The following is an 18,358-nucleotide window of genomic DNA, read 5'->3' as shown; positions in this document are numbered from 1 at the left end:
CGGGCTTGCTCGCGAAGGCGGTGTGTCAGGTAACTCATGTACCGACTGATCCGCCGCCTTCGCGAGCAAGCCCGCTCCCACACTGTTTTGCGGCGATTGTGGCTTTACCCACAATCCCTGTTAACCTACCTGTGGATAACCTGTTCGCGGCTGTCCACACCCCGTGCAAATCAAGCCCTCCAGCTCTCTGTACGAAAAATAACCAACCTAACTGACGGTTTTTCCTTGGGTTTTTCTGTGGATAAAGAAAATGCCCGGGACAGACTTGCCCCCAAAGTCTGTTGGTGCTTCTGTGGATAAGATGTTCGCTATCCGCTGTAGGCCATATAAAACGTGACTTACAGTGTGCTGGTTAAAATATAACCAATATCGCCGTTCCAGCTGAGTTTTGCTCTCAAAGCCGCGATTTTCCTCGGTTTAAGCCGGTTTTCCACAGATGGTCCAAAGTTGCCCCCAAAGTCTGTTGGCGCTTCTGTGGATAAGGTGTTTGCGTTCCTCTGTAGCCCATGCAGGACATGGCTTTCAGGCTTTAGATCAAAAAATGATCAATGTGGGATAAAACCGGTACCTTTGAATAAGTCACGGAATTTCTTGGTTTTATTTCGACGGGAAAGCGCAGTTGCCCACAATTGCTGTGGGTGGCTTTGTGGATAAGTTGTTGGGCAATGGCTGGAAGTAAGGCGGGCAGCGGTCTGTCACGGTGTTGGATGAATTTTGTACAGTCACAAACCAGTGTGGGGGCCGGGCAAGCCCGGCTCCCACATTTTGATCGGCGGCGTGTCAGCCGGTTACTCGTGTACGGCGACGCCTTTCAGATACGGCGCTGGCGCCGCCCCCAAGTTGCTCAGCATCCGCTCGCTGTACCAGTCCACAAAGTTCACCACGCCAAACTCATAGGTCTTGGAGTACGGACCTGGCTGATACGCGGTGGAGTTGATGCCGCGCTGGTTCTCTTCGGCCAGGCGACGGTCCTGGTCGTTGGTGGCGTCCCACACTTTGCGCATGCGCTCGACGTCGTAGTCCACACCCTCCACGGCGTCCTTGTGCACGATCCACTTGGTGGTGACCATGGTTTCCTGGGCACTGATCGGCCACACGGTGAACACAATGATGTGGTCGCCCATGCAGTGGTTCCACGAGTGTGGCAGGTGCAGGATGCGCATCGAGCCCAGGTCCGGGTTCTTGATGCGGCCCATCAGCTTGTTGCAGCCTTGCTTGCCGTCGAGGGTCATCGACACGGTGCCCTTGAGCAGCGGCATGCGCACGATGCGGTTACGCAGGCCGAAGCTGGCGTGGGCATAAGGGATCTTTTCGGCATCCCAGGCGGCGGCGGAGGCGGCCACGTGGTCCTTGAAGGCCTGGTCGGCCCGCGGGTCGGTAACGTCGTCCCATTCCAGCAGGGTTTTCAACAGTTCCGGGTGCGACGCGTTGCAGTGGTAGCACTCGCGGTTGTTTTCCAGCACCAGCTTCCAGTTGGCTTTTTCAAACAAGGTGGTCTGGATCGCCACCTTGGTGTTCTCCATGTCGTAGGGTTCCATGTAGTGGCTCAAGGTCGACAGGAAGTCGTCGATGGCCGGCGGGTTCTCCGACAGGCTGATAAAGATGTAGCCACCGGCGGTCTTCACATTCACCGGCTTGAGGCCGTATTGCTTCATGTCGAAGTCGGCGCCCATTTCGGTACCGGCGAACAGCAGGCGGCCGTCCAGTTCATACGTCCACTGGTGGTAATGGCACACCAGCTTGGCGACCTTGCCCTTGTCGCTGGTGCACAAGCGCGAACCGCGGTGGCGACACACGTTATGGAATGCGTGCACCACACCATCGGCGCCACGGATCACGATGATCGGGTTCTTGCCCACTTGCAGGGTGATGTAGTTGCCCTTGGCGGGGATCTCGCAGGTCATGCCGGCGATCAACCACTCTTTCTGGAAAATTTCCTGCATGTCGATATCGAACAGCCGTTCATCAGAGTAAAACGGCTGCGGCAGCGAAAAGGTCCGCTCGCGTTCTTGCAGCATTTGCGCAGTGGCCTTGCGTGCGGGTTCCAGCGGATCGCCCAAGCTTAAGGTTGCGGTGACGTCCATCGTGTGTGTCCTCATGGCCATTCTGTGTGGCCGGCGAATAGTGGCTAGGTTTTGCAGCAAGGCGTAAAGAAAGCGTCTTTGTTGGGAGCGAGTGTGGGCCCCACAACGGCCAGAACCTTATCCATGAACGACATGGCCCACTCTGTTCCCGACGCGCAACCCCCGTGGTATGGGGGCTGGTCGCGATAAGTATGTGAATGTCGCAGATAGGTAAATGGGTGATTCGCGCGTTACGCAGAATCGCCACCATAAGGCCGATCACACGGCTATGGAGAACAGCATGTCCAACAGCTTCCTGAACCCGGTAACAACCCAGACCTGGGCCAATGGTCGGCACATCGTCCGTTGCGTCAAAGTCATCCAGGAAACCTGGGACGTGCGCACCTTCTGCTTTATGGCCGACCAGCCGATCCTGTTCTTTTTCAAGCCCGGGCAGTTCGTCACCCTGGAGCTGGAAATCGACGGCCAGCCGATCATGCGTTCGTACACTATTTCCAGTTCGCCGTCGGTGCCTTACAGCTTTTCGGTGACCATCAAGCGCGTGCCGGGCGGCAAGGTGTCCAACTGGTTGCATGACACGCTGCACGAAGGCCAGGAGCTGGCGGTGCACGGGCCGGTGGGGCTGTTCAATGCCATCGACTTCCCGAGCCCGAAAGTGCTGTACCTCAGTGGTGGTGTCGGTATTACCCCGGTGATGTCCATGGCGCGCTGGTTCTACGACACCAACGCCAACGTCGACATGACGTTTATCCACAGCGCCCGCTCGCCAAAGGACATCATTTACCACCGCGAGCTGGAGCATATGGCGTCGCGGATTGATAACTTCAGCCTGCACCTGATTTGCGAGAAACACGGCCTGGGTGAACCCTGGGCCGGTTATCGCGGTTACCTCAACCACAAGATGCTCGAACTGATGGTGCCGGACTTCCTGGAGCGGGAAGTCTTCTGTTGCGGCCCGACGCCTTACATGAACGCGGTAAAGCGCCTGCTGGAAGCCGCCGGCTTCGACATGGCGCGTTATCACGAAGAATCCTTCGGCGCGACGCCACCGGAAGCCCGGGCCGACGCGGTGGAACAAGCCGAACAAGCGGCGGATGCACCGGAGATCGACCTGGCGGACCTGCACCAGGTGGAATTCATTGCCTCCGGCAAGAGCATCCGCGTGGCACCGGGCGAGACCGTGCACGCAGCGGCGGCCAAGCTTGGCCTGCTGATTCCGAAAGCTTGCGGCATGGGGATCTGTGGGACGTGCAAGGTGCTGAAGCTGGGCGGGGAGGTCGAGATGGACCACAACGGCGGGATCACCGAGGAAGACGAAGCCGAGGGTTACATCCTGTCGTGCTGCAGCGTGCCGAAGGGTGATGTGCGCATCGAGTTCTAATGATCATTCCCACGCTCCGCGTGGGAATGCCTCCTTGGACGCTCCGCGTCCCGTCCCGCTGTGTGACGCGGAGCGTCACGGGCTGCGTTCCCACGCAGAGCGTGGGAACGATCAGGCCCAGCGCTGAATCTCGATCAGGCCGTCCGGTCCTGCATAGTTACGGACGTTGGAATACCGCCAGCTCGGCCAAGTCCACACAACCCCGCTTCACAGGAATCGATCGTTCCCACGCTCCGCGTGGGAATGCCTCCTTGGACGCTCCGCGTCCCGCTGTGTGACGCGGAGCGTCACGGGCTGCATTCCCACGCAGAGCGTGGGAACGATCAGGCCAAGCGCTGAATCTCGATCAGGCCGTCCGGTCCTGCATAGTTACGGACGTTGGAATACCGCCAGCTCGGCCAAGTCCACACAACCCCGCTTCACAGGAATCGATCGTTCCCACGCTCCGCGTGGGAATGCCTCCTTGGACGCTCCGCGTCCCGTCCCGCTGTGTGACGCGGAGCGTCACGGGCTGCATTCCCACGCAGAGCGTGGGAACGATCAGGCCCAGCGTTGAATTTCAATCAGGCTATCCTGTCCCGCATAGTTGCGGGCGCTGGAATACCGCCAGTGCTCGGCCAAGTCCACACAACCCCGCTTCACAGGAATCGATCGTTCCCACGCTCCGCGTGGGAATGCCTCCTTGGACGCTCTGCGTCCCGCTGTGTGACGCGGAGCGTCACGGGCTGCATTCCCACGCAGAGCGTGGGAACGATCAGGCCCAGCGCTGAATTTCAATCAGGCCATCCTGTCCTGCATAGTTGCGGGCGCTGGAATACCGCCAGTGCTCGGCCAAATCCACATAACCACGCTTCACAGGGTTGTGGTGAATGTAATCAAGCTTTTGGCGCATCACCGCTTCGCTGTACACCAACTCGGCGTGTGACCCCTCTTGCCATAGCTGATAAATCCGGTCCGTTTTATGCGCCCGTTTGCTGAAACGCAAACGCTGCAACACTCGCTCCGCTCCTCGTTTCTGCAGGTCGTCAATGATGGTTCGAGCGGTGAAGGATTTGAACTGGCTGACACATTTACCCAGGTCAGGTGCTTGAGCGACGAAGTGCAGATGGTTTTCGAGAACGACGTAGCCGTAGAGATTGAAATGTTCGTGGGTTTGTTGATATCGCCAGCAATTCAATAGGTGGCCGACAAGGTAGTCGCGGGTAAATAGCGGTGTCCATTCCATGACAGTGCATGTCAGGAAGTGTGGTTTTTCAGGTTCGGTAATGGTGTAGCGGCTTCTGCCCATCAATTCGTCCTTGAACCGTGGTGTGGCCTGGACGCGGAGCGTCCGGGGAGGCGTTCCCACGCAGAGCGTGGGAACGATCAGTTAGAGGTTATTGGGCATAGATATGCACGACGAAGTGCTGGCCGGATGCTGTCAGTTCATAGACCTTGTCAGTGATCCGCAATGTCCTCGTCGGTTCGCTGATGGTGTCACCGATTTTCGCGGATTTTCTGAATTCGTCCCAGTCGATGACGGTGGTGCTGATAGTGCCTTCGCCTAGCAAGTTGTTTCCGTAGCGTTGCGCTTCCATGGTATTGCCCTCTGCTGGATTTCCGTTTCCGGCCGATTATTCGGCTGGCGGTTAGTCCCGAAAGGCGGCCTTTTCCTTCCGGGTTCCAAGAGGCTAGTCAATGAAAACGGAGTTTGTTACTGTCAGAAATATCAAAAAACAGTCTAGGCCTTTCGCCATTATCTGAGGGGCTGATGCCTACTTCAGGCGCTCATCACTTCCCGAATATCTGCGGCTAATTCTCTTACGCGCTCTTCCTCGGTATCCCACGCGCACATGAACCGCGCGCCGCCTTTACCGATGAAGGTGTAGAAGCGCCAGCCCTTGGCCGTCAGCGCGGCAATTGCCGGTTCCGACAGTTGCAGGAACACGCCGTTGGCCTGGACCGGGAACATCAACTCCACACCCGGGATATCCGCCACCAGGCTGCTGAGCAATTGTGCACAGTGGTTGGCGTGGCGGGCGTGTTTGAGCCAGGCGTCGTTTTCCAGCAGGCCCACCCACGGGGCGGAGAGGAAGCGCATCTTTGAGGCAAGCTGCCCGGCCTGTTTGCAGCGGTAGTCGAAGTCTTCGGCCAGCTTGTGGTTGAAGAACAGGATCGCTTCGCCCACGGCCATGCCGTTCTTGGTGCCACCAAAGCACAGCACGTCGACGCCGGCTTTCCAGGTCAGGTCGGCCGGCGAGCAGCCGAGGAATGCGCAGGCGTTGGAGAACCGTGCGCCGTCCATGTGCAGGTTCAGCCCCAGTTCCTTGCAGGTGACGCTGATGGCGCGGATTTCTTCCGGGGTGTAGACGCTGCCGACTTCGGTGGCCTGGGTCAGCGTTACGACGCGGGGTTTCGGGTAGTGGATGTCCTGACGCTTGAGGGCGATCTCGCGGATCGACTCCGGGGTCAGCTTGCCGTTTTCAGTGCGGGCGGTGAGCAGCTTGGAACCGTTGGAGAAAAACTCCGGCGCGCCGCATTCGTCGGTTTCGACGTGGGCGGTTTCCGAGCAAATCACGCTATGGTAGCTCTGGCACAAGGAGGACAGCGCCAGGGAGTTGGCTGCGGTGCCGTTGAAGGCGAAGAACACTTCGCAGTCGGTTTCGAACAGTTTGCGGAAACCGTCGGCGGCGCGGTGGGTCCATTCATCATCGCCATAGGCGCGTTGATGGCCCTGGTTGGCGAGTTCCATGGCGGCCCAGGCTTCCGGGCAGATGCCGGAATAGTTGTCGCTGGCGAATTGTTGGCTCTTGTCGGTCATGGCCCAGTCCTGTGGTCGATGTTGGTGCGCACTTTACCCAAGATTGTCGGGCGGGCGCACGCACTGTTAATGCAAAGTCATTGGGGAATTATGCACGGTTCTGAAAGCGTTCCTGTAAGCCGCGTCCGCGATGGCGCCCTGGACCTGCTCAAGTGGCTGGCGCTGCTGAGTATGGTGCTGGACCACCTGCGGTATGTCGGTTTGAGCCTGGACGGGCTGTATGTGCCGGGGCGCCTGGCGTTCCCGTGGTTTTGCCTGGCGATCGCGGCGAATTTGCATCGGGTCAAGGACGCGCCGGTGGCGGGGCAGTGGCGCTATCTGGGCTGGTTGCTGCTGTTCAGTGTGATCAGTGAGGTGCCGTACCGGATGTTCATCGACGACGCCGACACGCTGAACGTACTGCCGACCCTGGCGCTGGGTTTGCTGGTTGCCCGGGGATGGCAGCAGAAGACGGTTATTGATCGAGGATTGGCGTTGATCGCGCTGGTTTTGGCGGGGTTGTTTTCGGCTCAGTTGATGTTCGGGTTTTTTGGTGTGCTGCTGCCGTTGGCGATGCTGCTGGTGTTTCGCCGGCCGTGGTACTTCAGCGTGCTGCCGGGTGTGGTGTGCCTGGCTGCCAATCAATGGCAGATCCTGCTCAATAGCGGCACGCTGGTGGCGATGCTGGGATTGGCGACATGCCTGATTGCGCCGCTGGCCGGATTGGTCTTGTTGCGACAGGCCAGGCAGGTGTCTCCGCCGGCCATGCGGCGCTGGGCGTATGCGCTTTATCCGGCGCATTTCCTGCTGCTGCTACTCCTTCGAAAGATCATCGCCTAACCCCTTGTAGGAGCGAGCTTGCTCGCGAAAAACGTCAACGATTACGAGGGCTGTCTGGATGCGCGCGGCGCCCTCAGGTTTTTCGCGAGCAAGCTCGCTCCTACAAATGCCGGGGGCCATGTCGTAAACGCACCTTTGCGTGGCGTCCATAGGCATTTGACCTCTCTGCGCCAGCCCTACCATCGCATCAAAGGGCCCCTCCGTCGTGCGGCGGCCCCAACAATACGATTGGCGCACCGCCGCCGCTGGGAGAGACGCGATGTTCAGCAAGCAAGACCAGATCCAGGGTTATGACGATGCACTGCTGGCGGCCATGAATGCCGAGGAGCAGCGCCAGGAAGATCATATCGAGCTGATCGCGTCAGAGAATTACACCAGCAAGCGTGTCATGGAAGCCCAGGGCAGCGGCCTCACCAACAAGTACGCCGAAGGATATCCGGGCAAGCGTTACTACGGCGGCTGCGAACATGTGGACAAGGTTGAAGTGCTGGCCATCGAGCGCGCCAAGCAACTGTTCGGTGCCGATTACGCCAACGTGCAGCCACACTCCGGTTCGTCGGCCAACAGCGCGGTGTACCTGGCGCTGCTGAACGCCGGCGACACCATCCTCGGCATGAGCCTGGCCCACGGCGGCCACCTGACCCACGGCGCCAAGGTGTCGTCCTCGGGCAAGCTGTACAACGCGGTGCAATACGGCATCGACACCAACACCGGGCTGATCGACTACGACGAAGTCGAGCGCCTGGCCGTGGAGCACAAGCCGAAGATGATCGTGGCGGGTTTTTCCGCCTACTCCAAGACCCTGGATTTCCCGCGCTTTCGCCAGATCGCCGACAAGGTCGGTGCGCTGCTGTTCGTCGACATGGCCCACGTCGCCGGCCTGGTGGCCGCCGGTCTGTACCCGAACCCGCTGCCCTACGCCGATGTGGTCACCACCACCACCCACAAGACCCTGCGCGGTCCACGTGGCGGGTTGATCCTGGCCAAGTCCAACGAAGAAATTGAAAAGAAACTCAACTCTGCGGTATTCCCGGGCGCCCAGGGCGGCCCGCTGATGCACGTGATCGCCGGCAAGGCGGTGTGCTTCAAGGAAGCCCAGGAACCAGGTTTCAAGGCCTATCAACAGCAAGTGATCGACAACGCCCAGGCCATGGCCGGCGTGTTTATCAAACGCGGCTACGATGTAGTGTCCGGCGGCACCGATAACCACCTGTTCCTGGTCAGCCTGATCCGTCAGGGCCTCACCGGCAAAGATGCGGACGCCGCCCTCGGTCGCGCTCACATCACCGTCAACAAGAACGCCGTGCCCAACGACCCGCAGTCGCCCTTCGTGACCTCGGGCCTGCGTATCGGCACGCCGGCGGTGACCACACGCGGCTTCAAAGTGACCCAATGCCTGGAGTTGGCCGGCTGGATCTGCGACATCCTCGACAACCTCGGCGACGCCGATGTGGAGGCCAACGTCGCCAAGCATGTGGCCGCCCTGTGCGCTGATTTCCCGGTTTATCGCTGAGCGCGGTTTTGGAGTAATGACTATGCAACGCTACTCGGGCTTCGGCCTCTTCAAGCACTCACTCAGCCACCACGAAAACTGGCAGAAGATGTGGCGCACGCCCACCCCGAAAAAGGTCTACGACGTGGTCATCGTCGGCGGCGGCGGGCATGGTCTGGCGACGGCTTACTACCTGGCCAAGGAGCACGGCATCACCAACGTGGCGGTGGTCGAGAAAGGCTGGCTGGGCGGCGGTAACACCGCGCGCAACACCACCATCGTGCGGTCCAACTACCTGTGGGACGAGTCGGCGCACCTGTACGAACACGCGATGAAACTCTGGGAAGGTTTGTCCCAGGATTTGAACTACAACGTGATGTTCTCCCAGCGTGGCGTCTACAACCTGTGCCACACCCTGCAGGATATCCGTGACTCCGAGCGTCGCGTCAGCGCCAACCGCCTCAACGGTGTGGACGGCGAACTGCTCAACGCCAAACAAGTGGCCGATGAGATTCCGTACCTCGACTGCTCCAAGAACACTCGCTACCCGGTAATGGGCGCCACCGTGCAACGGCGCGGCGGCGTGGCCCGTCACGATGCCGTGGCCTGGGGCTTTGCCCGCGCCGCTGACGCACTGGGCGTGGACCTGATCCAGCAGACCGAAGTGATCGGTTTCCGCAAGGAAAACGGTGTGTGCATCGGCGTGGAAACCAACAAAGGCTTCATCGGCGCCAAGCGCGTCGGCGTGGTGACGGCGGGTAACTCCGGCCACATGGCTTCGCTCGCGGGCTTCCGCCTGCCGATCGAATCCCACCCGCTGCAAGCACTGGTGTCGGAGCCGATCAAACCGATTATCGACAGCGTGATCATGTCCAACGCCGTGCACGGTTACATCAGCCAGTCCGACAAGGGCGACCTGGTGATCGGCGCCGGTATCGACGGCTACAACGGCTATGGCCAGCGCGGCTCGTACCCGGTGATCGAGCACACCATCCAGGCCATCGTCGAGATGTTCCCGGTGCTGTCCCGCGTGCGCATGAACCGCCAGTGGGGCGGCATCGTCGACACCACGCCGGATGCCTGCCCGATCATCTCCAAGACCCCGGTCCCGAACATGTTCTTCAACTGCGGTTGGGGCACCGGTGGTTTTAAAGCGACTCCAGGCTCAGGCAACGTATTTGCCGCCAGCCTGGCCAAGGGTGAAATGCACCCATTGGCAGCTCCATTCTCCATCGACCGTTTCCACAACGGCGCGCTGATCGACGAACACGGCGCTGCGGCCGTCGCCCACTAACAGGAGAAATTCCCTATGTTGCATATCTTCTGTCCTCACTGTGGCGAACTGCGCTCCGAAGAGGAATTCCACGCCTCCGGCCAAGCGCACATCCCGCGCCCACTGGACCCGAACACCTGCACCGACGAGGAGTGGGGCGACTACATGTTCTTCCGCGACAACCCGCGCGGCCTGCACCACGAACTGTGGATTCACGCTGCCGGTTGCCGCCAGTATTTCAACGCGACCCGCGACACCGTGACCTACGAAATTCTTGAAACCTACAAGATAGGCACCAAGCCGCAATTCACCGCCAAGGCTTCTGGAGAGAAGGTATGAGCCAGATCAATCGCCTGTCCAACGGTGGCCGGATCGACCGCAACAAAGCCCTGAGCTTCACCTTCAACGGCCAGAGCTACAAAGGCTTTGAAGGCGACACATTGGCCGCTGCGCTGCTGGCCAACGGCGTCGACATCATCGGTCGCAGCTTCAAGTATTCCCGCCCGCGCGGCATCTTCGCCGCCGGTGCCGAAGAGCCGAACGCGGTGCTGCAGATCGGCGCCACCGAAGCCACGCAAATCCCCAACGTGCGCGCCACGCAACAGGCGCTGTACCAGGGTTTGGTCGCCACCAGCACCAACGGCTGGCCGAGCGTGAACAACGACATGATGGGCATTCTCGGCAAGGTCGGCGGCAAGCTGATGCCGCCGGGTTTCTACTACAAAACCTTCATGTACCCGCAATCGTTCTGGATGACTTACGAGAAGTACATCCGTAAGGCAGCCGGTCTTGGCCGCTCGCCGACCGAGAACGATCCGGACACCTACGACTACATGAACCGTCATTGCGACGTGCTGATTGTGGGCGCGGGCCCTGCCGGCCTGGCGGCTGCGTTGGCGGCTGCCCGCAGTGGCGCCCGGGTGATCATCGCGGACGAACAGGAAGAGTTCGGCGGCTCCTTGCTGGATTCCCGCGAAAGCCTCGATGGCAAGCCGGCGGCTGAATGGGTTGCCAGTGTGATTGCTGAACTCAAGGCCCTGCCGGACGTGGTGCTGCTGCCTCGCGCCACCGTCAACGGTTACCACGACCATAACTTCCTGACCATTCACGAGCGCCTCACCGACCACCTCGGTGACCGTGCGCCGATCGGCCAGGTGCGTCAGCGCATTCACCGGGTTCGCGCCAAGCGTGTGGTGCTGGCGACCGGCGCGTGTGAACGTCCGCTGGTGTACGGCAACAACGACGTACCGGGCAACATGCTGGCGGGTGCGGTCTCCACTTACGTGCGTCGCTACGGCGTGGCACCGGGCAAGAAGCTGGTGCTGTCCACCAACAACGATCACGCCTACCGCGTGGCGCTGGACTGGTTCGACGCCGGCCTCAGCGTTGTCGCCGTAGCCGATGCCCGCCACAATCCACGGGGCGCGCTGGTTGAAGAGGCGCGTGCCAAAGGCATTCGCATCCTCACCGGCAGCGCCGTGATCGAGGCCCGTGGCAGCAAGCACGTCACTGGTGCCCGTGTTGCGGCCATCGATGTCAAAGCTCATAAAGTCACCAGCCCCGGCGAGTGGCTGGAGTGCGACCTGGTCGCCAGCTCCGGCGGCTACAGCCCGGTGGTCCACCTGGCCTCGCACCTGGGCGGCAAGCCGACCTGGCGTGAAGACATCCTCGGTTTTGTACCGGGCGAAGCACCGCAGAAACGCGTGTGCGTCGGTGGCATCAATGGCGTCTACGGCGTCGGCGATTCCCTGGCCGACGGTTTTGAAGGTGGCGTGCGCGCTGCCAGCGAAGCCGGGTTTGCGCCGGTGGAAGGTACGCTGCCCAAAGCCTTGAGCCGTCTGGAGGAACCGACTCTGGCGCTGTTCCAGGTGCCTCACGAGAAAGCTACCGCACGGGCGCCGAAGCAATTTGTCGACCTGCAGAACGACGTCACCGCGGCCGCCATCGAACTCGCCACCCGCGAGGGTTTCGAGTCGGTGGAGCACGTCAAGCGCTACACCGCACTGGGCTTCGGCACTGACCAGGGCAAGCTCGGCAACGTCAACGGCCTGGCCATCGCGGCCCGTTCGCTGAATGTGACCATCCCGCAGATGGGCACTACCATGTTCCGTCCCAACTACACGCCGGTAACCTTCGGCGCGGTAGCAGGCCGGCACTGTGGGCACATCTTCGAGCCGGTGCGCTACACCGCGCTGCAAGCCTGGCACGTGAAAAACGGCGCCGAGTTTGAGGACGTCGGCCAGTGGAAACGCCCATGGTATTTCCCGCGCAACGGTGAAGACCTGCACGCCGCAGTGAAGCGCGAATGCCTGGCCGTGCGTGACAGCGTCGGCCTGCTGGACGCGTCCACCCTCGGCAAGATCGACATCCAGGGCCCGGATGCCCGCGAGTTCCTCAACCGCATCTACAGCAACGCCTGGACCAAGCTCGACGTGGGCAAGGCCCGCTACGGCCTGATGTGCAAGGAAGACGGCATGGTCTTCGACGACGGCGTGACTGCCTGCCTCGCCGACAACCACTTCCTGATGACCACCACCACCGGCGGCGCAGCACGCGTACTCCAGTGGCTGGAAATCTACCAGCAGACCGAATGGCCGGACCTCAAGGTGTACTTCACCTCGGTCACCGACCATTGGGCAACCATGACCTTGTCCGGCCCCAACAGCCGCAAACTGCTGAGCGAAGTCACCGACATCGACCTGGACAAGGACGGCTTCCCGTTCATGACCTGGAAAGAAGGCCTGGTAGGCGGCGTGCCGGCACGGGTGTTCCGGATTTCGTTTACCGGTGAGCTGTCGTACGAAGTCAACGTGCAGGCCGACTACGCCATGGGCGTGCTCGAGAAAATCGTCGAGGCCGGCAAGCAGTACAACCTGACCCCGTACGGCACCGAAACCATGCACGTGCTGCGGGCCGAGAAGGGTTTCATCATCGTTGGCCAGGATACCGACGGCTCGATGACCCCGGACGACCTGAACATGGGCTGGTGTGTAGGCCGCACCAAACCGTTCTCGTGGCTCGGCTGGCGCGGGATGAATCGCGAGGATTGCGTGCGTGAAGACCGCAAGCAGCTTGTCGGACTCAAGCCGATCGACCCGAACGTGTGGCTGCCGGAAGGCGCGCAGTTGGTGTTCGACGCCAAGCAGACGATCCCGATGAAGATGGTCGGCCACGTCACCTCCAGTTATGCCCACAACTCCCTCGGTTATTCGTTTGCCATGGGCGTGGTGAAGGGCGGCTTGAAGCGCATCGGCGAGCGGGTGTTTGCACCGCTGGCGGATGGCAGCGTGATCGAGGCGGAGATTGTTTCTTCGGTGTTCTTTGATCCTAAAGGCGACCGCCAGAACATCTGACACCTGATCGTTCCCACGCTCCGCGTGGGAATGCATCCCGGGGCGCTCTGCGCCCCAAGAGCGGACGCAGAGCGTCCATGGCGGCATTCCCACGCAGAGCGTGGGAACGATCAAATTCAACACAGGTGCTTTATGACAGCAGCCAATGTTTACCAACAACGCCCCACCTCCGGAGCCAAGGCCGAGTCGTCGCTGCACCATGCCGACCTCGCCAGCCTGGTAGGCAAGGGCCGCAAGAATGCCGGCGTGACCGTGCGTGAAAAGAAACTGCTGGGCCACCTGACCATTCGTGGCGATGGCCATGACGCAGCCTTCGCCGCCGGTGTGCACAAAGCCTTGGGTATCGAATTGCCCGGTGCCCTGCAAGTCATCGTCAAGGGCGAGACCAGCTTGCAATGGCTCGGTCCGGATGAGTGGTTGCTGGTAGTGCCAGGCGGTGAGGAATTCGCCGCCGAGCAAAGTTTGCGTGAGGCGCTGGGTGATTTGCATATCCAGGTCGTCAACGTCAGCGGCGGCCAGCAGATTCTCGAACTCAGCGGCCCGAACGTGCGCGATGTGCTGATGAAATCCACCAGCTACGACGTGCACCCCAACAGCTTCCCGGTGGGCAAGGCGGTGGGCACGGTGTTTGCCAAGTCGCAATTGGTGATTCGCCATACTGCTGAAGACACCTGGGAGCTGGTGATTCGTCGCAGCTTCTCGGATTACTGGTGGCTGTGGTTGCAGGATGCGGCGGCTGAGTATGGTTTAAGCGTCCAGGCCTGATCGTTCCCACGCTCCGCGTGGGAATGCATCCCGGGACGCTCCGCGTCCCAAGAGCGGACGCAGAGCGTCCATTGCGGCGTTCCCACGCAGAGCGTGGGAACGATCAAGGAGTCACGAATAATGAGCCGCGTACCCGATACATGGATTTTGACCGCCGACTGCCCCAGCGTGCTCGGCACGGTGGACGCGGTCACTCGCTACCTGTTCGAGCAGGGCTGCTACGTCACTGAGCACCACTCCTTCGATGACCGGCTCTCGGGCCGGTTCTTCATCCGCGTGGAGTTCCGCCAGCCCGATGGTTTCGACGAACAAGCCTTCCGCGATGGCCTGGCCACCCGTGGCGAAGCCTTCGGCATGATCTTCGAACTGACCGCGCCGAACTACCGGCCGAAAGTGGTGATCATGGTCTCCAAGGCCGATCACTGCCTCAACGATTTGCTCTATCGCCAGCGCATCGGCCAACTGTCGATGGACGTGGTCGCCGTAGTCTCCAACCACCCGGACCTCAAGCCCCTGGCCGACTGGCACCAGATTCCCTATTACCACTTTCCCCTGGACCCCAACGACAAGCCGTCGCAGGAGCGCCAGGTGTGGCAGGTGATCGAAGAGTCAGGCGCCGAACTGGTGATTCTTGCGCGCTACATGCAAGTGCTGTCGCCGGAGCTGTGCCGCAAGCTCGATGGTAAGGCCATCAACATCCACCACTCCCTGCTGCCCGGTTTCAAGGGCGCCAAGCCGTATCACCAGGCTTACAACAAGGGGGTGAAACTGGTGGGCGCCACTGCGCATTACATCAATAACGATTTGGACGAAGGCCCGATCATCGCCCAGGGCGTGGAGGTGGTGGACCACAGTCACTATCCGGAAGATTTGATAGCCAAGGGACGGGACATCGAAGGCCTGACCCTGGCCCGGGCCGTGGGGTATCACATTGAGCGGCGGGTGTTCTTGAACGCCAATCGGACAGTGGTGCTCTGATGGACGCCTTCGCGAGCAAGCCCGCTCCCACATTCGACCGCATTTCAAAGGTAGAACTCGGTCAACTGCGGGAGCGGGCTTGCTCGCGAAGAGGCCCTTACTAACAACGCAAAAACAGCATCTGTACCCGAGCACTTAAACGCGCTGCCTGCCTGGGCAACGCGGTTCCATAAAAACAACAGCGAGGTGAAAGCATGTCTGGTAATCGTGGTGTCGTGTATCTCGGCAACGGCAAGGTCGAAGTACAGAAAATCGACTATCCCAAAATGCAGGACCCCCGTGGCAGGAAGATTGAGCACGGCGTCATCCTGCGCGTGGTCTCCACCAACATCTGCGGCTCCGACCAACACATGGTGCGCGGCCGCACCACTGCCCAGACCGGCCTGGTCCTGGGCCACGAAATCACCGGCGAGGTGATCGAGAAGGGCAGCGACGTCGAGAACCTGAAGATCGGCGACCTGGTGTCGGTGCCGTTCAACGTCGCATGCGGCCGTTGCCGTTCCTGCAAAGAGCAGCACACCGGCGTGTGCCTGACCGTCAACCCGGCCCGTGCCGGTGGCGCCTACGGCTATGTCGACATGGGCGACTGGACCGGTGGCCAGGCCGAATACGTGCTGGTGCCTTACGCCGACTTCAACCTGTTGAAACTGCCGGACCGCGACAAGGCCATGGAGAAAATCCGCGACCTGACTTGCCTCTCCGACATCCTGCCCACCGGCTACCACGGCGCAGTCACTGCGGGCGTTGGCCCGGGCAGCACGGTCTACATCGCCGGTGCCGGTCCGGTAGGCCTGGCGGCTGCCGCTTCCGCTCGCCTGCTGGGCGCTGCGGTGGTGATCATCGGTGACGTCAACCCGATCCGCCTGGCCCACGCCAAGGCCCAGGGTTTTGAAATTGCCGACCTGTCGAAAGACACTCCGCTGCACGAACAGATCGCTGCGTTGCTGGGCGAGCCGGAAGTGGATTGCGCCGTCGATGCCGTGGGTTTCGAAGCGCGTGGCCATGGTCATGAAGGGGCCAAGGCAGAGGCTCCGGCCACCGTGCTCAACTCGTTGATGGGCGTGGTGCGGGTGGCTGGCAAAATCGGTATTCCGGGCCTGTACGTGACAGAAGACCCGGGTGCCGTGGATGCCGCTGCAAAAATGGGCAGCCTGAGCATTCGTTTCGGCCTGGGCTGGGCCAAGTCCCACAGCTTCCACACCGGGCAAACCCCTGTGATGAAGTACAACCGCCAACTGATGCAGGCGATCATGTGGGACCGTATCAACATTGCCGACATCGTCGGTGTGGAAGTCATCAGCCTGGATGACGCGCCACGCGGGTACGGTGAGTTCGATGCGGGCGTGCCGAAGAAGTTTGTGATTGATCCGCACAAGTTGTTCAGCGCGGCTTAAATCGCGGGCAATTAAAAAGGCGACCTCAGGGTCGCCTTTTTTGCATCTGCGGTTGGGTGGGAGAATCAGCGAATCGCCAAAGCCCCCTGATACACCGTTGGCCCCGTCGGCTGCTTGCTCACCGAGCCGCCCTTGGTTTCCGAACTGACCATCAGTGTCACCGGCTTGCTGATCGACTCCTGCTGGCGAGGGTTGATGCCGATAATGCCTTTGCCGTCTTCCGGCAGCAGGCCCAGCGACACTGGCGTGCCGTCAGCCGGGACGGCCCACAGTTCCAGGCTTTGATCCGGAGCCGGTGCGGTGGCGGCAATCGGCTGCACTTCGAGGTAATCCTTGTGGGCCACGATTTGCGTGGCCGGTTGCTGGGTGGTGTTCACCAGCAATGCGGCAGCCTTGACGCTGTCCTGGGTGTAGAGGGCGCCGCCGACGCCTGCCACTATCACCAAACAGGCGCCGACGAACAGGCGTGGGCGGTTCCAGAATGAAGGCTTGTGCTCAATCACTTGGGGGTTGATCGCAGTCATTAGGCTCTTCCTGACATGTTTTGTAGTCTTTCATGGACCCGGTTAACGGCGATCGGTTCCTCATCCGTCGTATTGAGCCTCGGATCAGAGTGATGCCAATTGGCCCTGGTACAGCACCGGCCCGGTGGGTTGTCCGGTCGGCGAGCCGCCCTGAGGCTCAAGGCTCACTGCCAGGGTCAGCGGCGCCGTCAGCAGCGCCTGGTGTTCTTTGCTCAACTGGATTCGGCCGTTACCCGACACCGGCAACAACCCCAGGGAGATGGGTTTGCCGCCCGCCGGGATTGCCCACAGTTCCAACGCGCGGGCCGGCTCCACAGCCGCCAGGGTCAGCGGTTCCACTTGCAGATGATCCGCATAGGCCTGGATCTTCAGCGCGGGCTGTTGATTGGCCGCCACCAGCGTGGCGTTGTACTCCACCCCAAGATCGCGCTGGTACAACACACCCACCAATACCGCGATCACCACCCCGCACGCCGCTACCAGCAAGCGCAGGTTCATCCAGAACGGTTTCTTCGCCGGCATATGCAGCACTTGCGGCTCAATGCGCGCCTTGATCCCTTCCCATACGTGGTCCGGCACCGGCCGTTCAGGCAGCGGCCCGGTGAGGCTGGCGAGGGCATCCTGCCAGTGCCCGAGTTCGACGCGCAGCGCCGCGTCATCCCGCAGCAGCGCTTCAAAGCGCCGGCGGGCGGTGGCAGGCATCAGCCCGATGGCGTAGTCAGCCGCCAGGGCGCGGCGCAGGGCGGTGGTCTGGTAGTTCATGATTCAAGGCACCTACGCAAGCGCTCCATGCCGCGGCGAATCCAGGATTTGACCGAGCCCAGGGGCGCGGCCAGATGTTCGGCCAATTCCGAGCACGACAAGCCCTGGAAGTAAGCCACGGTGATCGATTGACGCTGCATGCCTTCGAGGCTGTCGAGGCAGCGGTTCAGGGCGAGGGCTTCACGCTCGCTGTCGAGCTGTTCATGGGCGCTGGGGCTTTCGTCGGCCGTGGCGTCCTCCTGGCCTTCGTTCAAGGGTTGTTCGCGGTGTTTGCGCAACTGGTCGATCGCCAGGTTGCGGGTGATATTGACCATCCAGGTCATGGGCGCCGACAGATGGGCCTCATAGCGTGAGGCGTTGTACCAGATGCGCACGAAGCTTTCCTGCAACACCTCCTCGGCCAGATCCTTGCGACCCATGAAACGCAAGGCAACACCATGCAAACGCGGGGAAACGCTGCGATAGAGCGTTTCGAACGCCTGGCGATTACCCAGTGAACACTGGGCCAGCAATTGCCGTAGCTGATCTGCATCGTGGGTCGAAATAGGACTTCTCCAGGCGCTTGCAACAGAGCGATGGGACGGCGCACGGTAAAGAGGGCAGGCTGAGGTTAGTCCAGCTTGGGCATTCATTCCATCTACCTCCGTGCGGCTCGTGGTGGATATACGCAGCGCAAGGCGCATCGGATGCAGTGGTTTTCTGAACTAATCTGCAGGGAGGGAACAATCCTTCG

At 60.9% G+C, this 18,358-nt stretch carries 16 protein-coding genes and 2 pseudogenes; 10 read left to right on the top strand and 8 right to left on the bottom strand.

Annotated features, from left to right (window positions below; all coding sequences use genetic code 11):
- Nucleotides 1-788: 788 nt before the first annotated feature.
- Nucleotides 789-2,084 carry a glycine-betaine demethylase subunit GbcA gene (gbcA, locus tag C0058_RS30035; protein ID WP_003216945.1) on the bottom strand — a complete coding sequence of 432 codons (1,296 nt, stop codon included), beginning with the start codon at nucleotides 2,082-2,084 and terminating at the stop codon, nucleotides 789-791.
- A gap of 280 nt (nucleotides 2,085-2,364) precedes the next feature.
- Between gbcA and gbcB the strand changes: the two genes are divergently transcribed.
- Nucleotides 2,365-3,465 carry a glycine-betaine demethylase subunit GbcB gene (gene gbcB, locus C0058_RS30025; RefSeq protein ID WP_003216947.1) on the top strand — a complete coding sequence of 367 codons (1,101 nt, stop codon included), beginning with the start codon at nucleotides 2,365-2,367 and terminating at the stop codon, nucleotides 3,463-3,465.
- Nucleotides 3,466-4,005: 540 nt separating this feature from the next.
- On the opposite strand, the pseudogene C0058_RS32925 reads toward gbcB, so the two are convergent.
- The 4 genes and pseudogenes from C0058_RS32925 to C0058_RS30000 form a co-directional block, all read right to left on the bottom strand.
- Nucleotides 4,006-4,080, bottom strand: a pseudogene (locus C0058_RS32925) (transposase); the annotation flags it as partial.
- A 139-nt stretch (nucleotides 4,081-4,219) separates the two neighbouring features.
- Nucleotides 4,220-4,753 carry a transposase gene (locus C0058_RS30010; protein ID WP_102370062.1) on the bottom strand — a complete coding sequence of 178 codons (534 nt, stop codon included), beginning with the start codon at nucleotides 4,751-4,753 and terminating at the stop codon, nucleotides 4,220-4,222.
- Nucleotides 4,754-4,841: 88 nt separating this feature from the next.
- On the bottom strand, nucleotides 4,842-5,042 hold the full coding sequence (locus C0058_RS30005) for a hypothetical protein (protein ID WP_003209176.1): 201 nt from the start codon (nucleotides 5,040-5,042) through the stop codon (nucleotides 4,842-4,844).
- Nucleotides 5,043-5,224: 182 nt separating this feature from the next.
- Nucleotides 5,225-6,265 carry a low specificity L-threonine aldolase gene (locus C0058_RS30000; protein WP_010167499.1) on the bottom strand — a complete coding sequence of 347 codons (1,041 nt, stop codon included), beginning with the start codon at nucleotides 6,263-6,265 and terminating at the stop codon, nucleotides 5,225-5,227.
- A gap of 90 nt (nucleotides 6,266-6,355) precedes the next feature.
- Between C0058_RS30000 and C0058_RS29995 the strand changes: the two genes are divergently transcribed.
- The 9 genes and pseudogenes from C0058_RS29995 to fdhA all read left to right on the top strand — a co-directional run bounded on the left by C0058_RS29995 (nucleotide 6,356) and on the right by fdhA (nucleotide 16,339).
- Nucleotides 6,356-7,084, top strand: coding sequence for a TraX family protein (locus C0058_RS29995; RefSeq protein ID WP_102370061.1), 729 nt, complete (start codon nucleotides 6,356-6,358; stop codon nucleotides 7,082-7,084).
- Between the two features lie 18 nt (nucleotides 7,085-7,102).
- Nucleotides 7,103-7,189, top strand: a pseudogene (locus tag C0058_RS33130) (outer membrane lipoprotein carrier protein LolA); the annotation flags it as partial.
- Nucleotides 7,190-7,343: 154 nt separating this feature from the next.
- Nucleotides 7,344-8,597, top strand: coding sequence for a serine hydroxymethyltransferase (gene glyA / locus C0058_RS29985; protein ID WP_008434333.1), 1,254 nt, complete (start codon nucleotides 7,344-7,346; stop codon nucleotides 8,595-8,597).
- Nucleotides 8,598-8,619: 22 nt separating this feature from the next.
- Nucleotides 8,620-9,870 (top strand): sarcosine oxidase subunit beta, encoded by a 1,251-nt coding sequence (locus C0058_RS29980; RefSeq protein ID WP_003209185.1) that lies wholly within the window; start codon nucleotides 8,620-8,622, stop codon nucleotides 9,868-9,870.
- Nucleotides 9,871-9,885: 15 nt separating this feature from the next.
- Nucleotides 9,886-10,188 carry a sarcosine oxidase subunit delta gene (locus tag C0058_RS29975; RefSeq protein WP_003209187.1) on the top strand — a complete coding sequence of 101 codons (303 nt, stop codon included), beginning with the start codon at nucleotides 9,886-9,888 and terminating at the stop codon, nucleotides 10,186-10,188.
- Nucleotides 10,185-13,202 carry a sarcosine oxidase subunit alpha gene (locus tag C0058_RS29970; protein WP_102370060.1) on the top strand — a complete coding sequence of 1,006 codons (3,018 nt, stop codon included), beginning with the start codon at nucleotides 10,185-10,187 and terminating at the stop codon, nucleotides 13,200-13,202. The genes C0058_RS29975 and C0058_RS29970 overlap by 4 nt, the downstream gene beginning before the upstream one ends.
- A 132-nt stretch (nucleotides 13,203-13,334) precedes the next feature.
- Nucleotides 13,335-13,967 carry a sarcosine oxidase subunit gamma gene (locus C0058_RS29965; RefSeq protein WP_008434339.1) on the top strand — a complete coding sequence of 211 codons (633 nt, stop codon included), beginning with the start codon at nucleotides 13,335-13,337 and terminating at the stop codon, nucleotides 13,965-13,967.
- Nucleotides 13,968-14,087: 120 nt separating this feature from the next.
- The gene (gene purU, locus C0058_RS29955) at nucleotides 14,088-14,945 is read left to right on the top strand and encodes a formyltetrahydrofolate deformylase (RefSeq protein WP_003209192.1); all 858 of its coding nucleotides are present in this window, start codon (nucleotides 14,088-14,090) and stop codon (nucleotides 14,943-14,945) included.
- 194 nt (nucleotides 14,946-15,139) lie between these two features.
- A complete protein-coding gene (fdhA, locus tag C0058_RS29950) occupies nucleotides 15,140-16,339 on the top strand; it encodes a formaldehyde dehydrogenase, glutathione-independent (RefSeq protein ID WP_003209194.1) in 1,200 nt (399 codons plus the stop codon).
- A gap of 65 nt (nucleotides 16,340-16,404) precedes the next feature.
- Here fdhA and C0058_RS29945 read toward each other — a convergent pair whose 3' ends face one another.
- The 3 genes from C0058_RS29945 to C0058_RS29935 form a co-directional block, all read right to left on the bottom strand.
- Entirely contained in the window at nucleotides 16,405-16,863 is a 459-nt protein-coding gene (locus C0058_RS29945; RefSeq protein WP_003209196.1) for an anti-sigma factor domain-containing protein, read from the bottom strand.
- 84 nt (nucleotides 16,864-16,947) lie between these two features.
- Nucleotides 16,948-17,625 (bottom strand): anti-sigma factor domain-containing protein, encoded by a 678-nt coding sequence (locus C0058_RS29940; RefSeq protein ID WP_008434341.1) that lies wholly within the window; start codon nucleotides 17,623-17,625, stop codon nucleotides 16,948-16,950.
- Nucleotides 17,622-18,257 (bottom strand): sigma-70 family RNA polymerase sigma factor, encoded by a 636-nt coding sequence (locus tag C0058_RS29935; RefSeq protein WP_032899276.1) that lies wholly within the window; start codon nucleotides 18,255-18,257, stop codon nucleotides 17,622-17,624. The genes C0058_RS29940 and C0058_RS29935 overlap by 4 nt, the downstream gene beginning before the upstream one ends.
- Nucleotides 18,258-18,358: the final 101 nt, after the last annotated feature.

Origin of the sequence: Pseudomonas sp. NC02 (assembly GCF_002874965.1) — a bacterium.
GTDB lineage: Bacteria > Pseudomonadota > Gammaproteobacteria > Pseudomonadales > Pseudomonadaceae > Aquipseudomonas.
The sequence above is the reverse complement of the archived record's forward strand: the minus strand, read 5'-3'. Positions and strand labels throughout refer to the sequence as shown.